This is a genomic window from Methanolobus tindarius DSM 2278 (assembly GCF_000504205.1).
GTDB classification, from domain to species: Archaea; Halobacteriota; Methanosarcinia; order Methanosarcinales; family Methanosarcinaceae; genus Methanolobus; species Methanolobus tindarius.
The window spans coordinates 1225643-1244208 of the sequence record NZ_AZAJ01000001.1 but is presented as its reverse complement, the minus strand read 5'-3'; the positions used below and the strand labels follow the sequence as shown (position 1 = coordinate 1244208).

18 protein-coding genes are annotated in these 18566 nt (G+C 39.0%); 4 read left to right on the top strand and 14 right to left on the bottom strand.

Annotation, left to right across the window (positions count from 1 at the left end; genetic code table 11):
• Window positions 1-2 precede the first annotated feature (2 nt).
• The 4 genes from METTI_RS06090 to METTI_RS06075 form a co-directional block, all read right to left on the bottom strand.
• On the bottom strand, window positions 3-1697 hold the full coding sequence (locus METTI_RS06090; RefSeq protein ID WP_023844946.1) for a restriction endonuclease subunit S: 1695 nt from the start codon (window positions 1695-1697) through the stop codon (window positions 3-5).
• The gene (locus METTI_RS06085; protein WP_023844945.1) at window positions 1694-3142 is read right to left on the bottom strand and encodes a type I restriction-modification system subunit M; all 1449 of its coding nucleotides are present in this window, start codon (window positions 3140-3142) and stop codon (window positions 1694-1696) included. The genes METTI_RS06090 and METTI_RS06085 overlap by 4 nt, the downstream gene beginning before the upstream one ends.
• A 27-nt stretch (window positions 3143-3169) precedes the next feature.
• Entirely contained in the window at window positions 3170-5455 is a 2286-nt protein-coding gene (hsdR, locus tag METTI_RS06080) for an EcoAI/FtnUII family type I restriction enzme subunit R (protein WP_023844944.1), read from the bottom strand.
• Window positions 5456-5736: 281 nt separating this feature from the next.
• Window positions 5737-6216 carry a hypothetical protein gene (locus tag METTI_RS06075; protein WP_048135218.1) on the bottom strand — a complete coding sequence of 160 codons (480 nt, stop codon included), beginning with the start codon at window positions 6214-6216 and terminating at the stop codon, window positions 5737-5739.
• A gap of 176 nt (window positions 6217-6392) precedes the next feature.
• Here METTI_RS06075 and METTI_RS06070 point away from each other — a divergent pair, with 176 nt between their 5' ends.
• Entirely contained in the window at window positions 6393-6794 is a 402-nt protein-coding gene (locus METTI_RS06070) for a DUF1699 family protein (RefSeq protein WP_023844942.1), read from the top strand.
• A 31-nt stretch (window positions 6795-6825) separates the two neighbouring features.
• Here METTI_RS06070 and METTI_RS06065 read toward each other — a convergent pair whose 3' ends face one another.
• From METTI_RS06065 to METTI_RS06035, 7 genes are all read right to left on the bottom strand, one after another.
• Window positions 6826-7545 carry a hypothetical protein gene (locus METTI_RS06065; protein WP_023844941.1) on the bottom strand — a complete coding sequence of 240 codons (720 nt, stop codon included), beginning with the start codon at window positions 7543-7545 and terminating at the stop codon, window positions 6826-6828.
• Between the two features lie 18 nt (window positions 7546-7563).
• Window positions 7564-7842 carry a hypothetical protein gene (locus METTI_RS06060; protein WP_156916256.1) on the bottom strand — a complete coding sequence of 93 codons (279 nt, stop codon included), beginning with the start codon at window positions 7840-7842 and terminating at the stop codon, window positions 7564-7566.
• Between the two features lie 159 nt (window positions 7843-8001).
• Window positions 8002-8712 (bottom strand): hypothetical protein, encoded by a 711-nt coding sequence (locus METTI_RS06055; protein ID WP_156916255.1) that lies wholly within the window; start codon window positions 8710-8712, stop codon window positions 8002-8004.
• A 313-nt stretch (window positions 8713-9025) separates the two neighbouring features.
• Window positions 9026-9574 (bottom strand): winged helix-turn-helix domain-containing protein, encoded by a 549-nt coding sequence (locus METTI_RS06050; RefSeq protein WP_023844938.1) that lies wholly within the window; start codon window positions 9572-9574, stop codon window positions 9026-9028.
• Between the two features lie 487 nt (window positions 9575-10061).
• A complete protein-coding gene (locus METTI_RS06045; protein WP_048135217.1) occupies window positions 10062-10484 on the bottom strand; it encodes a hypothetical protein in 423 nt (140 codons plus the stop codon).
• Window positions 10485-10939: 455 nt separating this feature from the next.
• Window positions 10940-12742: a hypothetical protein gene (locus METTI_RS06040; protein WP_023844937.1), complete on the bottom strand. Its 1803-nt coding sequence runs from the start codon at window positions 12740-12742 to the stop codon at window positions 10940-10942.
• A gap of 603 nt (window positions 12743-13345) precedes the next feature.
• Complete coding sequence (locus tag METTI_RS06035; protein WP_023844935.1) at window positions 13346-14983, bottom strand: hypothetical protein; 1638 nt, start codon at window positions 14981-14983, stop codon at window positions 13346-13348.
• A gap of 15 nt (window positions 14984-14998) precedes the next feature.
• Here METTI_RS06035 and METTI_RS06030 point away from each other — a divergent pair, with 15 nt between their 5' ends.
• Window positions 14999-15883 (top strand): MerR family transcriptional regulator, encoded by an 885-nt coding sequence (locus METTI_RS06030; protein ID WP_342665137.1) that lies wholly within the window; start codon window positions 14999-15001, stop codon window positions 15881-15883.
• Window positions 15884-15976: 93 nt separating this feature from the next.
• A complete protein-coding gene (locus METTI_RS06025; protein ID WP_023844933.1) occupies window positions 15977-16363 on the top strand; it encodes a hypothetical protein in 387 nt (128 codons plus the stop codon).
• A 7-nt stretch (window positions 16364-16370) separates the two neighbouring features.
• Here the strand turns inward: METTI_RS06025 and METTI_RS06020 are convergent, their stop codons facing one another.
• Complete coding sequence (locus METTI_RS06020) at window positions 16371-16859, bottom strand: small multi-drug export protein (protein ID WP_023844932.1); 489 nt, start codon at window positions 16857-16859, stop codon at window positions 16371-16373.
• A 132-nt stretch (window positions 16860-16991) separates the two neighbouring features.
• Between METTI_RS06020 and METTI_RS06015 the strand changes: the two genes are divergently transcribed.
• On the top strand, window positions 16992-17675 hold the full coding sequence (locus METTI_RS06015) for a class I SAM-dependent methyltransferase (protein WP_023844931.1): 684 nt from the start codon (window positions 16992-16994) through the stop codon (window positions 17673-17675).
• 11 nt (window positions 17676-17686) lie between these two features.
• Here METTI_RS06015 and METTI_RS15535 read toward each other — a convergent pair whose 3' ends face one another.
• Both METTI_RS15535 and METTI_RS06005 read right to left on the bottom strand, forming a co-directional pair.
• Window positions 17687-18145: a DUF2085 domain-containing protein gene (locus tag METTI_RS15535; RefSeq protein WP_169729103.1), complete on the bottom strand. Its 459-nt coding sequence runs from the start codon at window positions 18143-18145 to the stop codon at window positions 17687-17689.
• Between the two features lie 24 nt (window positions 18146-18169).
• Window positions 18170-18493 carry a TM2 domain-containing protein gene (locus METTI_RS06005; protein WP_023844929.1) on the bottom strand — a complete coding sequence of 108 codons (324 nt, stop codon included), beginning with the start codon at window positions 18491-18493 and terminating at the stop codon, window positions 18170-18172.
• Between the last annotated feature and the right edge of the window lie 73 nt (window positions 18494-18566).

Below are 18566 nucleotides of genomic sequence, written 5' to 3'. Positions count from 1 at the left end.
CACTATTCAACAACAGAATTGACCACGGCATTGGTCAACTTTTCACTATTTTCCTGAGCCTTACTTATCCTTGTTTCCAGTTCATCACAGATAGCCATAAGCTCGTCAACCTTGGCTACTATGCGCTTTTGTTCTTCAAGTGGTGGGAGCGGCACTAATCCCTTGTAAAGTTTAGTGTCGTTTATTGCAGGATATGCCATCCCCATCATTTGGGATTCTACATAGTTTACAAAATGTTGGCTTCGAAGGTAGTAATGAAGATATTTATTTAATAGACCTGAGTATGGATTGAGTACTGCAAATGCAGTACTTGCTATAGGTTCAGGTGAATAATCATCATCAACAATAGCAGTGTTTAATAAATAGGGACGGACAGTTGAATAAATTACACATCCTCTCTTGACTATTTTTCTTGCTCTTGATGGAGCATCATCAGGAAGAATGGTTTTCACATTGTCTGAAATTAACCCCTTTTCTTTATTTATAGAAGCAACATCAATATATGTAAATTTAGAATCTGGCTTTTTTTGTCCAAAATTGTAAACAAGGTCATTCAGCTTAAACCATGCCCAATTATGTGGTATTTGATATGGAATATCATCGACTACAATATTTGTTGCTAAGTTTTTTAGACTGATGATACCTTCCTTCATCAACCTCTTTTTTTCATCCTCAATCCTCTCTAATAACACACTTGTAGGCTCATCGTTTGAGTCCTGTGGCACAAGCTTCCCCATCACAGCAAGCTGTAGTATGGCTTCCTTAAACTTGGCTACATTGTCAAGGTTATCATAGAGCAGGTCGAAGTTGCTATAAATCAACTGCCATAGTTCATTGAACTCATCTGCACTGTCTGCATTAAGCAATCCATTGAGGGCAGCCTTATTGAGATGAATACGGCTTTCATTCTTCTGCTGCTGAAAGGCTTCCAGTTCGCCACACATAGCCATAAGCTGGTCAACCTTGGCTACTATGCGCTTTTGTTCTTCAAGAGGTGGAAGTGGAAATGGATTATGTGCAAAATAATCACGTGGAACCCTTTTTTGACCTGCTGAACCTGTCATTTTAGTGATTCCTGTTTCAATGTAATGAGGACTTTTCAAGTACAACACTACATAATCAGGATTTACATAGTCTGTCACTGACCTAAACACGTGTAGTTCTGTTGTACCTGCTCCAATACTATTGCATAGTCCCTTCATAACAGTAGACTTACCATTCTGAAAACATGGCGTAATTTTTGCCATTACAACATCATTTTCAGCAAAGTGTGTGTATCCTTTTTTGATATCTTTCCATATCCTATTCTCAGATTCAGCGTCCTCTCCATACTTTTCTGATATTAAATTCATAGGAACAAATGAAACATCCAAGTCATCTGAAACATTATTCCTTGGATTTACTATTCCTATGTTTCCAAGTCTTGTCCAATACCAACTTTCTGGAATTTCATATGAAATTTCATCAGCCTGAACAAATGGCAAGCTCTTAGTTTTCTTGATGATGCCCTGCTTAGCCAAGCTTGTCTTCTCAGCCTTAATCATTTCCACCAATACACTTGCAGTTTCATCATTAGGGTTCTGTGGTACAAGTTTACCCATCACCGCAAGTTGTAGTATCATTTCTCGTAATTTCTGGACTCCATTGGGTGAGTCGGCAACTATGGAGAAATTATCAAAGAACAAAGAAGTATTCATGCGTTTTTACCGTCCAATGCTGCCCTAAGTTCATCTTTCAAAGCATTGCGTGTTTCGTCTATCTGCAACAGTAGATGTTTGTACTTAGAAAGTAGTTCTTCAGGGTCACCGTGGTCAATGTCTTCCACATTAGGGTTTTTGATATCAAGATTGTAATTGTTAGCTTCAATCTCATCAATAGTAACCTTCCAAGCAAACTCATTCTCATGGCGTTTATTCCACCACTCCTTCTCAGGTTCGAACTCCTGTATCCGCATGGGTTTTGTCTTGGAGTATGACTTATATCCTTCGGGATATGGATGCTCATAGTACCATACTTCTTTAGTAGGTTCGCCCTTTGTAAAGAACAAAAGATTGGTTTTAATACCAGTATATGGACTGAACACACCATTAGGAAGGCGTACAATGGTGTGGAGATTACATTCAGTAAGCAGCTTTTCTTTGATACGAGTCTTCACACCTTCACCGAATAAAGTCCCATCAGGAAGGACTATGGAACCATGTCCGCCATCTTTGAGCAGGTGTACAATCAACACAAGGAACAAATCAGCAGTTTCGCTTGTCTGTAAATTTGCGGGAAATCCTGTTTTGATACCATCTTCTTCCATTCCACCAAATGGGGGATTAGTAACAATCACATCAACTCGGTCTGAAGGTTTATAGTCTCTTAATGGTCGTGCAAGTGAGTTATCATGCCGTATTTGTGAAGGGACTTCTATACCATGAAGTAACATGTTAGTTACACAGAGCAAGTGAGGTAGAGGTTTTTTCTCAATACCATTGATTGAATCCTGAAGTCTCTTTTCGTCTTCTACACTCTTAACCTGCTTGCGTAGATGTTCAATTGATGAGGTAAGGAAACCACCAGTTCCACATGCAGGGTCAAGTATCTTTTCACCAATCAGAGGGTTGACCATCTGCACCATAAATTCGGTGACAGCACGTGGTGTGTAGAACTCACCGGCATTTCCAGCACTTTGCAAGTCTTTCAATATTTTTTCGTATACATCCCCAAAGAGATGCCTATCATCAGAGCTATTGAAATCCACATCATTTATTTTATTGATGACTTGACGTATCAGAGTACCATTCTTCATATAGTTGTAAGAATCTTCAAAAACATCACGTACAACAAATCCACGTGGGTCTGCATCAGGTGCAAATTGCAGGTCCTTTAGTGTTTTGAACAGGTCATCGTTCACAAAATCAAGTAGTTCGTCACCAGTGATACCTTCTTCATCAGCAGCCCAGTTTCGCCAGCGAAGTCGTTCAGGAATAGACGATGTATAACCATCATCCATTATTTCATATTCCTTTTCTCTGTCATCGAAAATCTTAAGGAATACCATCCAAGCCAACTGACTTATGCGTTGTGCATCACCATCTACACCCGCATCTTTTCTCATTATGTCCTGTATACTCTTTATAGTGGCACTTAATGACATTTTTTTAACCTGCACTTCATGTTTGAATTATGCTTCAGCCATGTATAATTGAGATTCCATTGCCCTTATGGCTTCGAGGTAATTAGATTTACCCCCGAACATGTTGATAATCTCAATAGGAGTGCCATATTTGCTGAGAGGTTCAACTTTGAGAACATCAAGGCTCTCAAGGTTTTCGAGACCTTCATCAGAGTACTTTTGTAACAATGCATCAAGGACAGCACGGGCTTTGTCCCCGTATTTAGCAAAATATCCACTACCTTTAAGCTTGTTTGCTCTTTCACGTCTGCTCAAAGGTGGCTGGTCGTATACCACGTGACAGATTAAGTCAAATGGGTCATATTCCTTGCCAACTTCTTCAGCAAGGTCTTCCAACAAAAGTCCTTTTTCGATAAGTTCTTCCATTATGGCTTGCTTTTTGTCAGCTTCACTCCAATATTTCAGGAAAGAATCAAGAGATGAGAACTCATCTAAAACGGTTCTTTTAGTGTAATCTGTTAACGACTCGGTTATCAGTTTGCCATCAGGACCATAATACTGCTTGCGTACAGCAACCACTTTAGCATCAACATCATCAACCATATATGGTTTTACCTTGTTGCCTAATATTTGAGGTGCTAAAGCTTTTACACCCGGACCTACATACACTTCTTCAGCATCGCCGTCAAAATCAGGGTCCGCAAAAAGCTCAGTTGCTTTTTTGAAGTCCATAATAGTGAAATACAGTTTATCATATTCTTCCTGAATACGAGTTCCACGTCCTATTATTTGCTTGAATTCGGTCATCGACTGAATACGTTTGTCGAGAACAATTAACTTGCAAGTCTGTATATCAACACCAGTACCCAATAACTTTGAAGTAGTTGCAATTACGGGATATTTGCTTTCAGGCATTGCAAAATTGTCAATTTCAGCCTTACCTTCTTTTTCATCACCGGTTATTCTCATTATGTACTTGCTATCCCTTGCAAGTTCCGGGTTTGCATTGACAAGCTCTTTACGCATCCTTTCTGCATGGTCAATGTTTTCACAAAACACAATAGTCTTGGAAAATGGGTCAGTTGATTGCAAAAATTCTGTAACTTCCCTTGCAACAAGTTGAGTACGCTTATCAAGGACAATAGACCTGTCGTAGTCTTTCTGGTTATAAATCCTGTCTTCAATGACCCTTCCGTACCTATCGACCTTGTCTTTTTCCGGTCTCCATCCTTGAAGGTCTTTATCAATATCAATCCTGATGACCCTATAAGGTGCCAAGAATCCGTCATCAATTCCCTGTTTAAGTGAATAGGTATAGATAGGTTCTCCAAAATAGTGAATATTAGATATGTTTTCAGTCTCTTTAGGAGTAGCAGTCAGACCTATTTGAGTCGCAGATGAGAAATATTCAAGAATATCTCTCCATGCTGAGTTTTCATCTGCACTTCCACGGTGACATTCATCTACAATCACAAGGTCAAAAAAATCAGGAGAGAATTGTTTATAGATATTTTTCTCTTCTTCAGAACCAGTTACAGCCTGATATAGTGAAAGGTATATCTCATATGACTTGTCCACTTGCCTATCCTTGACTTTGGTCATAGCTGACCCAAACGGCTTGAAGTCATTCTTTTTTGTCTGGTCGACTAATATATTACGGTCTGCAAGGAACAATATGCGCTTCTTTGTACGAGATTTCCATAAACGCCATATGATTTGGAATGCTGTGTATGTTTTTCCAGTTCCTGTCGCCATTACAAGCAATATACGGTCCTGACCCTTTGCGATGGCTTCAATGGTTCTGTTAATAGCAATTGTTTGGTAGTACCTGGGTTCTTTGCCTAGGAATGAATAGTAATCCTGAGTAACAATCTTGCTGTTCTCATCGGTAATCCCTTTCCAACGGCAATAGTACTCCCATAGTTCAGAAGGTGAAGGGAAATCATTTAATGAGATTTCTCTTTCTACAGCATCATATAATCCTGTCTTGTCATGCTGTAGGAAAGCATCACCATTGGAACTGAATGCAAAGGGAACATCGAGCATCTGAGCATATGATAGGGCCTGCTGCATACCATCACCAACAGTATGCTTATTGTCCTTTGCTTCAACAACGGCTACTGGAATATTCTGTTTATAGTAAAGAACATAGTCAGCACGCTTTCTTTCACCACGAGTAGCTTTCTGACCATGAACAAGGACTCTACCTGCTGTGAGGTAGACTTCTTCCCGCATTTGAGTATGAATGTCCCAACCTGATTTTTTGATTGCAGGTGTGATATACTTTGTACAGATATCTCTCTCGCTGAGTTCCTGCTTGTTAACCTCATCCATACACTGATACCTCATTCAGAAATTTATTATATATATCCCAGAAAAACAGATAAACTTTATGATTTAAGTTGGTTTAAATCAACATTACCTCTCGATAAAATGAAATTCTATTTGTAGTGAGTGCAACGAAGTGCGTCTCATGACATGAACGCACTGAAGTGGAAGGAAAGCCCTTTGGGCGGTGGGCGGTGGCAGCGATTGGTATTTGGTCACAAAGAACTCATAAATGTGTATTTGGTCAAAGTGAGTCAAAAAACATGTACGCAAGGGAATTACAGGCATTATATGTATGCCACATGGCTACTCTGAGCTACATGCCCAATAGAGTTTCTCACAGCGAAAAACGCAGCAGTGGACCGGAACATTGCATCAATGATGGTATCAACGGTATAGTCAACTTCATCAAAACAAATGGCTTCAACTTGTTCTGGCGTGAATGCTTTCAGGATTTTAACTGCTTGACCATGAGGAAGTCGGAGTTTTCCCAGATAATAGAGGCTCATATTCTTGTCTGCTGCAAGTTCTTCATCTGAGGGATAATTTGCCTCATTTTGAAATGCCAATTCCTCAGCAACCTCCTGCACTATAGCACATCTAGCCGCATACTCAGGAAGCTCTTCGATGTCAGAAATATAATCAAAAACAGCTTCTAATGACACATCTCGCTCCCACCAAGCGAGCATATGCCAATATTTCTTCAAATCAATGAGTTCTTGTTCCGCCCGGCGGAAATTGTCTTGGTGGATTCCTTCATTTGTCATAATTCCAAATTAGTTCAATTCATTTAAATACATTTCTACCTATTTTCGCAATCAGTCTCCGGTATTCGGATTTTTAATATTATATTGTACTAGACGATTAACTGTATATACAAAATTTTAAATATAGTGCAATCTTTTGGAGAGAACATTGCTATTAAAATATTTGGGGTACAAACATGAAAATCAGAGTTGTAAGTTCAAAAGAAGAAATAGAAAGCCTTGGGACAAATGAAGAGATGGTACATCTCGCATTCAGACCATCTAACACAGATATCTTAACCCTTGTTACCAAATGTCCAAATGTAAAAGCTCTTCATATACCAACCTCCTACAAGAGAACAATTTCCAAATCCACTCAGATGTTCTTGGATATGAAAGGAATAGCACTCATCGAAGGCGATGTATGGGGTCACAGAAAGGACATAAACGACTATTCAGAGGTTTCTGATACTGTATATGAAAGTATTGACCAGTATAGAAAAGATGGCCTTTCTGACGATGAAATTGGAGCAAAAATGGAACGTGAACTCCATATGAGCACAGACCTGCTCAAGTTTTTGCTTAAAAATAGAAAATGATGGGTATTCACTTAACTGGATACCTTTTTCCTTAAAGAATTCCAAAGGATTTTGAGATTTTATCTCTGAGTTTCTGTTTGATTTCTTCTTTACATCCCTTTTTGTATGCAACTTCTCTTGAACCAATTAAGTGAATATCGGGATGCATATACCTATTGAATTCTCGTGCAATATCAAGTACAGGATGTCCATACCTTCTTCCTTGCTCACTCATTTCTTCTTCTGCGATAACGTCACATAGTACATCAAACGTAGTTTGAATTATTACATTATCAACGGAATATGGACTGCTAATCTGCTTTTCAATTCTCTTCTTTACTTCATTTTGAGCGGATTCCAGTAAGCCTTCATCAACATGATAGTTGCTCACAAAATGCACGATTATTTTCACATCATCCTTTGGCAAGTTCAGGGTCTCAAATAGTAAGTCTAGGAACTCATTGTTGATGTTATCAATAAAAGACAGATAATATAATTTCCCGGATGTACCATGCGAATTTCCATACTTTTTATCAAAATCAAGAAAACTCACACCACTATCTTTCAAGTCTTCGGTATAGGCTCTAACAGTATGTTTAGTACTTCGAACCTTTGATTCTGCAAGAACAAGCTCTTTTTTCAATGGATTGTAGGCCACAACATCAATATCAGTCCATCCGCCGAGTTTAAGAGGAACTCTTAACTTTGTCCAATAGCCTTTCAGGTCCCAGTATGCTTGAATTACCGTTTCCACTGTCATTGCTTCTGCCACGTTTTTCACTCTCCTATATTATTTTCCAATTCCAAAATCTTTCATGCACTTTAGGTATCCAATACCTTGTTCAGTAATAATAGCCCTTATCTGACCGTCAGTTTCATTTTTTTCTATAATCAAGCCATTATCACCCATTTCTTTAAACATCACATGAGTTTTGCCTTCTTCTGGCTTTATTTTATGCTCAGCACGAAGTTCAGACCTTACCATACCTTCGTCTAGTTTATCTTCCTTAGACAGGGATTCTAAAAACTTTCTTCTGATTTTTGTACTTTCACTATTAACATCTTTCAATCGAGGCATTTTTATCACCAATCATATAATTTCTTTTATAGGAAATATAATGGTATTATTGCATATATAATTAACTACTTGATAGTGATTTATAATAGACGTTATTATTGTGGAAACTTGATAGGACGATATTGAAAAGAGTGTTCGTCCAATTCAAGGCTACCATCTAAGTGAAACCTGACCACCGGGAAGACCCTTACCTTGAATGACTATCCCCGCTTTCGTCATCTTTGTGATGTGGAATTGTGCCCCTATAACCTCAGCCGGAGACAATGGACGGCGTGCATGACCTCTTCGGTGCTCTGGATTTGATGGTGACATGATTTCTACACTTCCAGTTTTGTACAATTCCATATGTTTCATTTTGAAAGGAAACATGTCCTTCCAATGGTGGAAGAAAGGAGCATCCAGCAACATTCCTCTATACCTCATCGCTAATTGCTCCCTGCGTTGTCTTCTTTCATTCTCTGCTTTCTGCTCTTCAGGCGACTTTTCCACAGGTGGTGGACGGGTTGGGACATTTGATTTGTGCAATTTCAAATGCTGCACCTGAGCTTCCAATTCCTGAATACGCAAGCCTTTTTCGTTCAATTCTTGTATGAGTGCACTGTCATCCACAGGCTTTTCCACGGTCTCAATGATTGGAGCTTCTCTTGTACCTGTGGCTATCTCTCTGAGTTGTGTCTTGACAGAATCCGCAACAGCAGCCGAAAAACGTTCATCATCATTCAGGATTGACATAACCATTGCATGCACACGCTCTTGGCGTTCTTGACGCTTAATCTGCACCGAATGTGGACCTTGAAGAGCTTCCTTTTGACCTGACTTCGTGGTGGAATATCTTAGAGGTCTTTCCTTTCTGTCATTCACTGTGAGATAGGATTGTCTTTTCAAATAATAGATTTCAGACCGGAGTACTTGGATGCTCTCATGTTGAACGTGCTGAGCAATATCCTGACTGGTGCATTCAGGATGGTTGAGTATATAGTTCAAAATCGCAAATTTTAGTGTTCCATCCTTGAATACTTTCACAATAAGACCTCTCAATAAAAAGCTCTGGTTTTGACTCTATTCTGAATAAGACCAAATAGTACTTATTTTTTTGCAATTCAAAATCATTTGCTATCAGGTATACGGATTTTAAGCTTTTTATATCCTTCAATAATTCTACGGTGTCCTGATATCAGTGGAATCTTGTCATTAGCTTCTTATGTCTGAATGCCGCTGGATTTGACGCATATTCCCGTCCTAAGATAGAGAGTTCATAAGTAGTCAGCAGCCTGCCGATTTTGTTCGATTTCACATACTTTCGCTGAATGAGATGTGCAAGCAGTGAATTGAACTGCTCAATCGGTCTAGGGTCTTGCAATGCTCCATGAAGCTCACGTGCGGTCATGGGTTCATAGTCATCCCTTGCCATGAAGGCCGTGGCAATCTCCACGAATGGCTGTATTTGCCTTATTTGCGAGAAATCATCCTGATTCAAGCATTCATATCCTGCATCAGTAATGGTGTAATATGGTATCTTGCCTTGCTTCCTGCGTTCGATGTAGCCGAATGACATCAACCTTTGAAGATGCCAATACAGGTTCCTGTTGCCTGTTTCAGTTGCAAGGTCTCGATGTCTCATACTCTGATTCTGTAACATTCTCATGATTCTGATTTGAATGTGCTCTTCTGTCATCGACTCATGCTGTGCAAGCGTCCTTAGAATGTAGGTATTTTTCTTCATGATACGCACGTTGGAAAGTGTAGTTATAAACATTTTCGTGCACGGTCAAGCTCATAGGCGTCAATGAGTGTATGGTATCTGGTTTGTTATCAATTCGCCCGTGAAAATGACGTTGAAAAATCCATACACGCAAGGGACGTGAGTAAAAAAAGCAGTGTTAGACGAAGATATGTTAAAATCTTGACACCGGGGAAACTACATAGATTAAATTGTATAATTTATGCAATTATTTATTAAAATGCATGATAAATTAGAATAGTATGTGGGATTTTGGCAGTATTTCAGGCTGAAACCCTTAAGCCGGTCTTTCATGCAATACTCGACTGAAACATGGTCAAATATGGCCTGTGAGTAGATTTCACAGGGTTAAGAGGGTAATTATGCCACTCTATGACGTCAAGCCCGGAAATGGCCTTGCTCGGAAATTGATAAAATAAGTAAATTAAAGGTTGAAATCAGGTAACCGGTATCATGAACACTTACATGTTTAAACTGCTCTGAATGACCTTCTGTGCTTGTATTGACTTCTTATTTTTGTGATAAGTTCTTCAGCTTCTTCTTTACTCAATGAATTTAAATGATTTTCCAGCTTTCGACCGAGTTCTATTATGTGGAGTTGATTATGATTTCTTAGAGGCAGTTTAGTTAAATCAATTACATCTACGTATCCATCATTTCTAGACTTACTTTCAGCCAAGCAGAAAAGATATTGATTATGATTAGTATGCAGATATTGATTGTCATGCAGATATTGTTTTATTACGAAACATGGAAGAGTATCAATCATTTTTTCACCATCTAAATACAATATACACATTATATATTCAGTGGGAAATATAATTTTTGGTATATGGTTATTTTCTGGTAGAATCAGGTAACCGGTATCCTGAACAATTATCAGAGGGTGCAAAAGTTACCTTCATACTCCTCAAAAACACTGTGCTTCGGTGGATTATAGGTTATTTGTGTGTCGGGATTTTCATCCTCAGAAGATAGCGGTTGCAGGGTTTTTAGCATTTCAGGCATGATAATAAATCTCATTAATTAATTGTGCCATTTGGGGGATTTGGGGGAATCAAAATAAAGATATATTATATACAAAACGTTACCACCTATTGATAGCGTTATTTTTTTCTTTATACAGTTACTTTTGAAGTCAAAAAGTGATCGCAGCATAGTGATTATTGAAAGACCCATTTTGACTACCATGATATGGGTCTCAACATCAGTAGGCTTGGAAGTGCCTTCAAAACCCGAGATTGTACTAAATAATTAATTGTAAACCACTTGGAAGGTATTGTTTGTGTTAAAAATATTTTTCTTCATAATGGTTTTGTATCATTTTTGGATTATCAGAGAAGTTTACTAATTATATTTAAGGGTAAATTCACATTTCAATTCGTTAGGGATATTTTTGCCGAACCATATTATTTTTATATTATGTTCAAGGGGTCTAAGCCGATGAATTGAGTTGTAGACTTCCGGTAACCAAAGCTCTTCAACTAAGATTCGTAATTTTTCATTCATGGGTAAGAACCATTCCGGGTCCGAGTTATCGTATTCAACTGTTTTTGGAATGGTTTCATTAGGGTACATGGTTTCCCACTTTTCTTCATACCAGTCTTCAGGGGGAAGAGGTGTACCAAAGACTATGAGAACATCGTAATCTCTGAATTTATTAACACCACCAAAAGCGTGATACCAGTAAGCATCAACGCCGCAAAGTTTGCCGTTATACTTCTCAACAAGTTGTTTAAACGTAAGAATCAAAACTTTAAGATTTAATTTTCCTTTGTAATATCTAATTAAACTCCGCAGACGCCCTTTATGCCTAGTATAATATTCATGTATAAATCCCTTGTAAAAGCCGTCATTCGTTTTCTCTACCTTGATGACAGTTTCCTTGTTGGTAAAGTGTGATTCGTAGACGATAGATTCCTGCTTGTATTCAGGAAATAGTGTTTGGAAGTTTCGCATTTGTCTCATGAACATACTTTCACGGAAAATAGTGTTATTGTACCGGATGTCGCAGCATGCTCTGAGTTGCTTGTAAAAGATAATTTCTTGCCATGTTGCTTGGAAATGGTCTATTTTCGTCAATTTATACATATCAACAGTGGATTGGTATTTTTCGAGTTCATCATTGTAGTTCGCTGTGATTTCCTTCATCTGTATCAGGTGGTAGTATGAAAGCTGTTTTGCATCATCGTATGTCAGATTCTGAGCCTCTTGAAAGGTGTTTTTCATCTCTACCAATACACCTGATGACTTTGTGCTGAATTCTTCTTCTATCTTTGCAAGTCTCGCTTTCTTTCTTCGGTCAGTGAATTCGAGGCACATAATCAAGGATTGCAATCGAACTTTGACAACATCATCTATGAAGTCAGAGTTCGGTTTCCGCTTCTTATGTCTCACAGCCGTGTACATATTGTGCTGGTCGATGGCTTCCTGAAGCATCGGCTCCATGCTTCGGATTGCCTTTGCATCTCTTGCATTGATGGCCCGGATGAACTTGTAATGGTCCTCGATTTTCAGAAAACCATCTCTACCGTAGCCCTTTGAATACAGCATCTTTCCCATCTCTTTTTTGATGAAGGCAAAATCATAATCTCTTTCGTATTTCCCGTTTGTAGCTGTCGATTCTTCGATTATGATAGCATCAAAAACTGAAAAATCAAATGCAGGAATCAAATTAATCGGAATCAATAAATTCATTTGAGGATTGCCAAATTCATCGAAGAGACCCTCATATTGTGTTCTGTATCCACATGGCCTTCCGGGCGAATTTTGACATTCCATCCTGATACAAATAGCCTTTGGGGGCACTCCTGCCTCGTGTGCGTCTTTAATGTCGTCATGTGTTTGATATTTTGGGCATGCCTTTGAAAATCCTTTGATGACTCGGCCTTTGGCATTTGGATTGATTTCCGCTATCCTGCTATTGATTTCCTCAAGCAGCAAATGAGTGTTCCCAGTTATCAAGAACTTCATCTCGGGATGTGCAGCAACATATTCAACTGCGTTTTGCGTTTTCCCACTTCCGGGCTGACGGCAATCGATTATGTTTTGGAAGAGTGGATTATCATCGTGAGATATGCACCGGGACGGAAACTCAGGAATAACCTGCGGTAGCCCGAAATGTTTAAATATTTCTGCATCTGTATTCATGTATATACAACTTCTATCGTTAAGGCGCTCGTTGCCATTGTTGTGGTGAACAATGGCGGCGCACTATTTTTTTAATATTTCATGAAAATGTTTATAAGCTTCTTATTCTAAGTTCTCATGGGTACATCTCTGGCCACCGGTCTTATCATCTCGCCGGTGGCCGCTTCTGTTCTTCATCAGGCTTGCACTGGTTCAATGCCATAATATGAGCGAAGTGCTCGATTAATGATTACACTTCTCGGGATATCTCCCCTTTCTGATTCCATGACTGACCATACATCAGGTTTGAACGATACGCTGCTGGTTTTTGTTCCATATTCTTTGTACATTTTTTGACCTCTTTCAATTAATAACAAAAATAACAAAAGTATTGTAGTATAAATACATTTTCTATCCAATGCTGTACCCGATAGCGATGTTAAAAAAGTTTAAAAGTCACGTGGTATCCGGGAATTTGATATTTAGAACTAGTAAAAATATAGTAACTAAATATATAATGTACAACCGGAAATTAAAATAAATGGGGGATTTTTTAGGGGGTTTTGCAATGAATTCGTAGAGTTGCCGCATAAAAAGGTGAAAGGGTGAAAGGTTGCAGGGTTATTACATCCCTGCAAGCTTTTCACGCAATTTTGCAAGCATTGTGTTTCCTTCCTCACTTGGATACTTCGAAAGATGCCATTCGAGGTCTTTGATTTCACGCTCTATGCTTTCCTTTGACTGTGGCTTAATTTCGAACTTTGCAGGCAATTGAGGCAGGTTTTGACTTGATATTGGCTCTGCTTCACTGTCTCGTTTTGTCTCTTCAATGTGATTATCCCATATTTCAGTCACGGAATCCACGGACCTTTGACGCATCTCAGCAAGAATTTCGAGCTTTGAGAGCCTTTCGGACATTTCGGCCTGTTGTTGGTCCTGTGCTTCGACTTTGGCTTTGAGGGCTTCATTTTCCTCAAGTAATTTCTTCTTTGCAGGTGCATCAAGTTCATACACCTTGGTATCACTGAAATGCAATCTAGGGAGACATTGAGACACATAGAAGTCTTCGAGCACTTCATCAGTGTACTTAAAATATGCGTCATCCACTACCGATTGCTTGTGACCCATCAAGTATTTTACTTTGTCTTTTGAATTGGTAAAATTCAGGAGGCTGTTGCCGAAAAAGGCTCTTACCTTGTGACCCCTGACATCATCCCATTCCCATTTTTCACCGCCATGGCCGGATTTGGTGGCAATTTTCCTGTACATCTTCATGATAACCGCATTGGTGAGCTTTCGGATGTCCTCTTGGGTCTCATACTTGTATTTTCGCCACTCTTCCATTACAAGTTTATGTTGTTGCATTGCTTCAATATCGCCACGTGCCATTGCTTTTTCGAATTTGTCTTGAGCTTCAGCATATTTAGTATGCTTTCCCATATACTCAGATTCGGGTTCAAGGTACTGCTTTGCAATGGAACGTTGACAAAACAGATAATTGTCATCACTGGTTATTTTCTGCTTTTCATGACCTGTGAGGACACATCTGTTGTAAGAGTCCGGCTTAAGTTGGCGTTTCTGTATATATCGATTGATGGAATCTGTGGCCTCAATCGAGAAGAAAGTACGGAATTCAACTCCTGTCTTGACCCTCGTCACATGCAACAAAGTCACACCGGTCTCAGGTCTGAATCCTTTCTTGAACTGCTCTATTGTGATGTTTGCCATGTCAGCATTCGCCAATCCACTTGACGATTGACCTAATATGAACGCTTCTTCGAACTCGTCCAACTTACATGCAGTGACATCAGACATGACCGCTTCATCAGGAATTTTCCTGTTTTGTGGCTGAACTAGAGTACCGTCCTTGACATATCGTTCATCTTTTCCAATCTCAATGCCATTTTTCCTGTAGAATTCCACAACGGCATTCATTTTGGTTTTGATGGTCTGTCTTGCGTATCCTTTACCACCCTTAACGCCTATCTTGAAGTTGTTCAAATGGTCCTTGAACTCGATGATTTTTTCGATGTGACAGTATTCATTTACCCAAAGGTCGGGGTCTTTGACATCTGCTTTTGCTTCCCTGAAAAGCTCTGATGGCGTCATTTCCCAAAGGTCGCAGAATTGTTGCATTGCGTGCAAATAGCTTATTTTTGTTTTTGGTTTCAGCTCCTTCTTTTTGAACCAGAGCTTTACTTTTCGGTCTGCTTCGATTTCGTCAATGGATAGAAAATGGTTTGCCGTTTTTGGTGCAGCCATGAAAGATACCTCTTAATATCTGTATACCTCAAGGCAATTTATAGGTATCGATATATTATCGTTTATAATAAATGTACAATTGGAAAATTTTCCCTGATGACGCACCTGACGCAGAAAGCCCTTCGTCTCTATGACAAGAAAGGTCTTCTTGTACCTGAGGCAAAAGATGCATTCACCAATTACCGTTGCTACACCTATGATCAGATAGAAAGAGGAGTAAAGATACGAACTCTTTCCTGGATGGGATTCTCTCTTGATGAGATAGCTACCTTGCTGGATGCAGAGGAAAAAAGTGACAGTGCCACTATCAGTGTACTTATGCAGAAAAGATGCGCACACACAGAGAAGGAAATTCTCAAACTGCAGAGAGTACAACAGGTCTTGCTCAGACAAAAAGACACATTGGAGTTGTATAGTATGTCAGTATCAGAACCAGCAATTAAAGAAGTCCCGCAGATGCGTGTGTTAAGCAAAAAAGAGATTGGAAACTATGAAGTGACAATAGGGAAACTCATAGGAGAATTATTCGGGTTCGTAGAATCACAAAATAATCCCCGAAACAATCTCAGGTTGACAGGACCCTGTATGTTCATCTGCCATGATGAGGAATACAAAGAAACAGAAGCAAATATTGAAGTTGCTCTTCCGGTATCAGGTAGCATTACTACCGATAATTTTGACGTTGAAATGGTAACATTGCCGGCTGCTAATGTTGTATCGGCTATCCATAAGGGACCCTATGAGGAAGTGGGAGTAGCATATACCCGTCTTTTTGAATACATCAAAAATAACGATCTTAAGGCTGCAGGTCCTTCCAGATCATTATACCTGAACGATCCGAATGAAGTTTCCGAAGAGGAATTACTGACTGAGGTCCAGATTCCTGTAAAACCATTGTAATGTAACATTTTGCAGGAAATAGTTCAGAAACAGCAAGTATTTATTTCAGTCAAATCCAGATATTATAAACTATAAGCTGAGAGAGGATTCCAAATGAACAAATATCTCAAAATGGTCCTTTACGGACTGATAGTATGGCTGGTTCCTTTTATCATATCTTTTGCATTCGTGGACAGGCAGGGAAATTTCATCATAGATGAGACATTCTTCAAATCCATAATGGTAGTTACAGGTGCGCTTGTAGGTGTGGTTCTTGCAGTGAGGTATTTCAGGGATGTTGAATATGATTATCGGAACGAGGGAATCGTTCTTGGCCTAATCTGGCTGCTTGTCAATCTTGCACTGGATCTCTCAATGGTGTACGGTGGATTTTTCCAGATGACTGTTATGCAGTATTTTACTGATATCGGAATGCGTTATCTTTCCATGCCGATTTACACTATAGGGATGGGATATGTGCTGATGCAGCGGGAAAATTGAAATATCTTCATCCCAACATCCATTTCAGACTTTCTATTCCGTAATAGGATAGAACCGTGACAATAACAGTCCAGACAAAAATACTCAAGGTGATCCACATTGTCACCATATATTTTTTTGATTTGAAACTAAGGGCAACAAATGTGGCAAAATGTGTGCCAACTGTCATCGGGGAAATAAATGCAAGCCCTGGCAAACCGTATTTGTTCCATATCTGAATTGCCTTCATTTTTCTCTTTGTAGGTGGCTTTTTGTTCTCACCTGATTTGCGTTTCTCAAATGCAGATGACAACTGATGATATGCAAAAATCAGTAAATAAACAGTTGTAAGATTTCCAGTGAAAGCAAGTATGGAAACTGCCAGAGGATTTAATCCAAGAGCTATTCCTGCCGGGATTACAACAAGTATTTCTATCCACGGTGTAGCTGCCAGCAAAAATACCAGCGCATAGGTAAACATACCTTCTGCAGAGTATAGTGATTCAATCCCAAACATCAATCATAATTAATTTTGTAAATTATTATACTTTTGCACGATGTTTCTCTCAATGTTTCTCTTTTATATTATTCATCACATTCACCACGTTTTTCACCACATTTATCTGACATAAAAACCATAATTTTTCTCATGTCAGTCCATTATCAGAATGTTGTCCCCTGGGGACGTTCTTTTCAGGAATATGTCGACATGTTCAGTCTTAATGATGAAGACCTGGACAAATCCATTCTGGGATGTGGTGATGGCCCTGCCAGTTTTAATTGCGAGATGAACAGGAAAGGTAAATCGGTTGTTTCAGTTGATCCTCTCTATGAGCTGGACAGGGAAAGGATTCAAAAAAGGATTGATGAAACTTATTTGGAGGTGCTGGAGCAGACAAGGGCAAACCAGGACAAGTTCATCTGGAAGAACATATCCTCGGTTGAAGAATTGGGTAAAATCCGCATGAGTTCTATGAGCCTCTTCCTTGATGATTTTGAGAAAGGCAAAAAGCAGGGAAGGTATGTTGCTGGCGGGTTGCCTGAACTACCATTAGAAGATGCTTCTTTTGATTTGGTACTTGTATCACATTTGCTGTTCTTATACTCAGAGCAGCTATCTTATGATTTTCATGTACGGGCAATTAATGAACTTTTAAGGGTTGCCGGAGAAGTCAGGATATTTCCACTGGTTGATTTGAATTCAAGAAAATCCATACATCTGGATGAAATCATAGGGGAACTAGTTTCACAGGGTTATGTTGTCAGTGAGGATAAAGTGGAATATGAGTTCCAGAAGGGCGGGAACACGATGTTGAAAATTCAGACTATCTGATTTCCAATTAGTTACAGAATAGTGTGCTTCCTCTTTCTTTCCTTTAGATATAGAAGAATTAATGCAAACAATGCATAAAATACTCCTATTGCAGCTACATTGTAATCTGGAAAATCTCTGAGAAATACCAGTACCCCATTGAAATATGCAATTCCAAGCAGGAACCCCGATAAGATTCTTAAGCTATTGCTACTTTTATTGAATCCAAATGCAGTGATTGTCCAGTCAATGAGTGCAAATGCGGGAAGCAAAAATATCATAGAATAAGGCAGGCTTGTTTTCGAGATGTAAATATAATACAAACAATTAGCTATCAGGCCAATATATATCCCAAGGCACCTGGAACAAAAATAATACGTTTTTTTGCCATACTCTAATTTCAGGCATTTGTAATACTCTTCACATGAGTGATGAGACAGCAAATATTTTGAAGTTTCATTTAGTCCTTTGATTATTTCATCTTTGAGCAAATTAGTGCCGGACATTTTGAAATACTAGTTATATTTCATATCAAAATCTTCGTCACACATTGTGAGGTATATTATTCCTTCCACAAGACCAATGATGGCAGGTATCATAGTCCAGCTAAAACATAGATATAGTATTCCCACTCCAACCTGGCCTAAATAGAATTTATGTGCTCCTAATCCTCCAAGAAGTATTCCAAGAACACCTGCCGCAACTTTATTCCTTGAGCCCGGAGTGCTGGATGCAGGTTGTCTGACACCACATTTTGGACAGATTACAGCTTCTTTGTTTATCACTGCACCACATTTAGTACAATATTTTTCGTTATCATCTACTATATTTGATTCCACAACATCACCCTTCTATTGAAAATCATGGAAAGTATTTTACTGAATTATAAATACTTTCTATCTATTCTAAGAC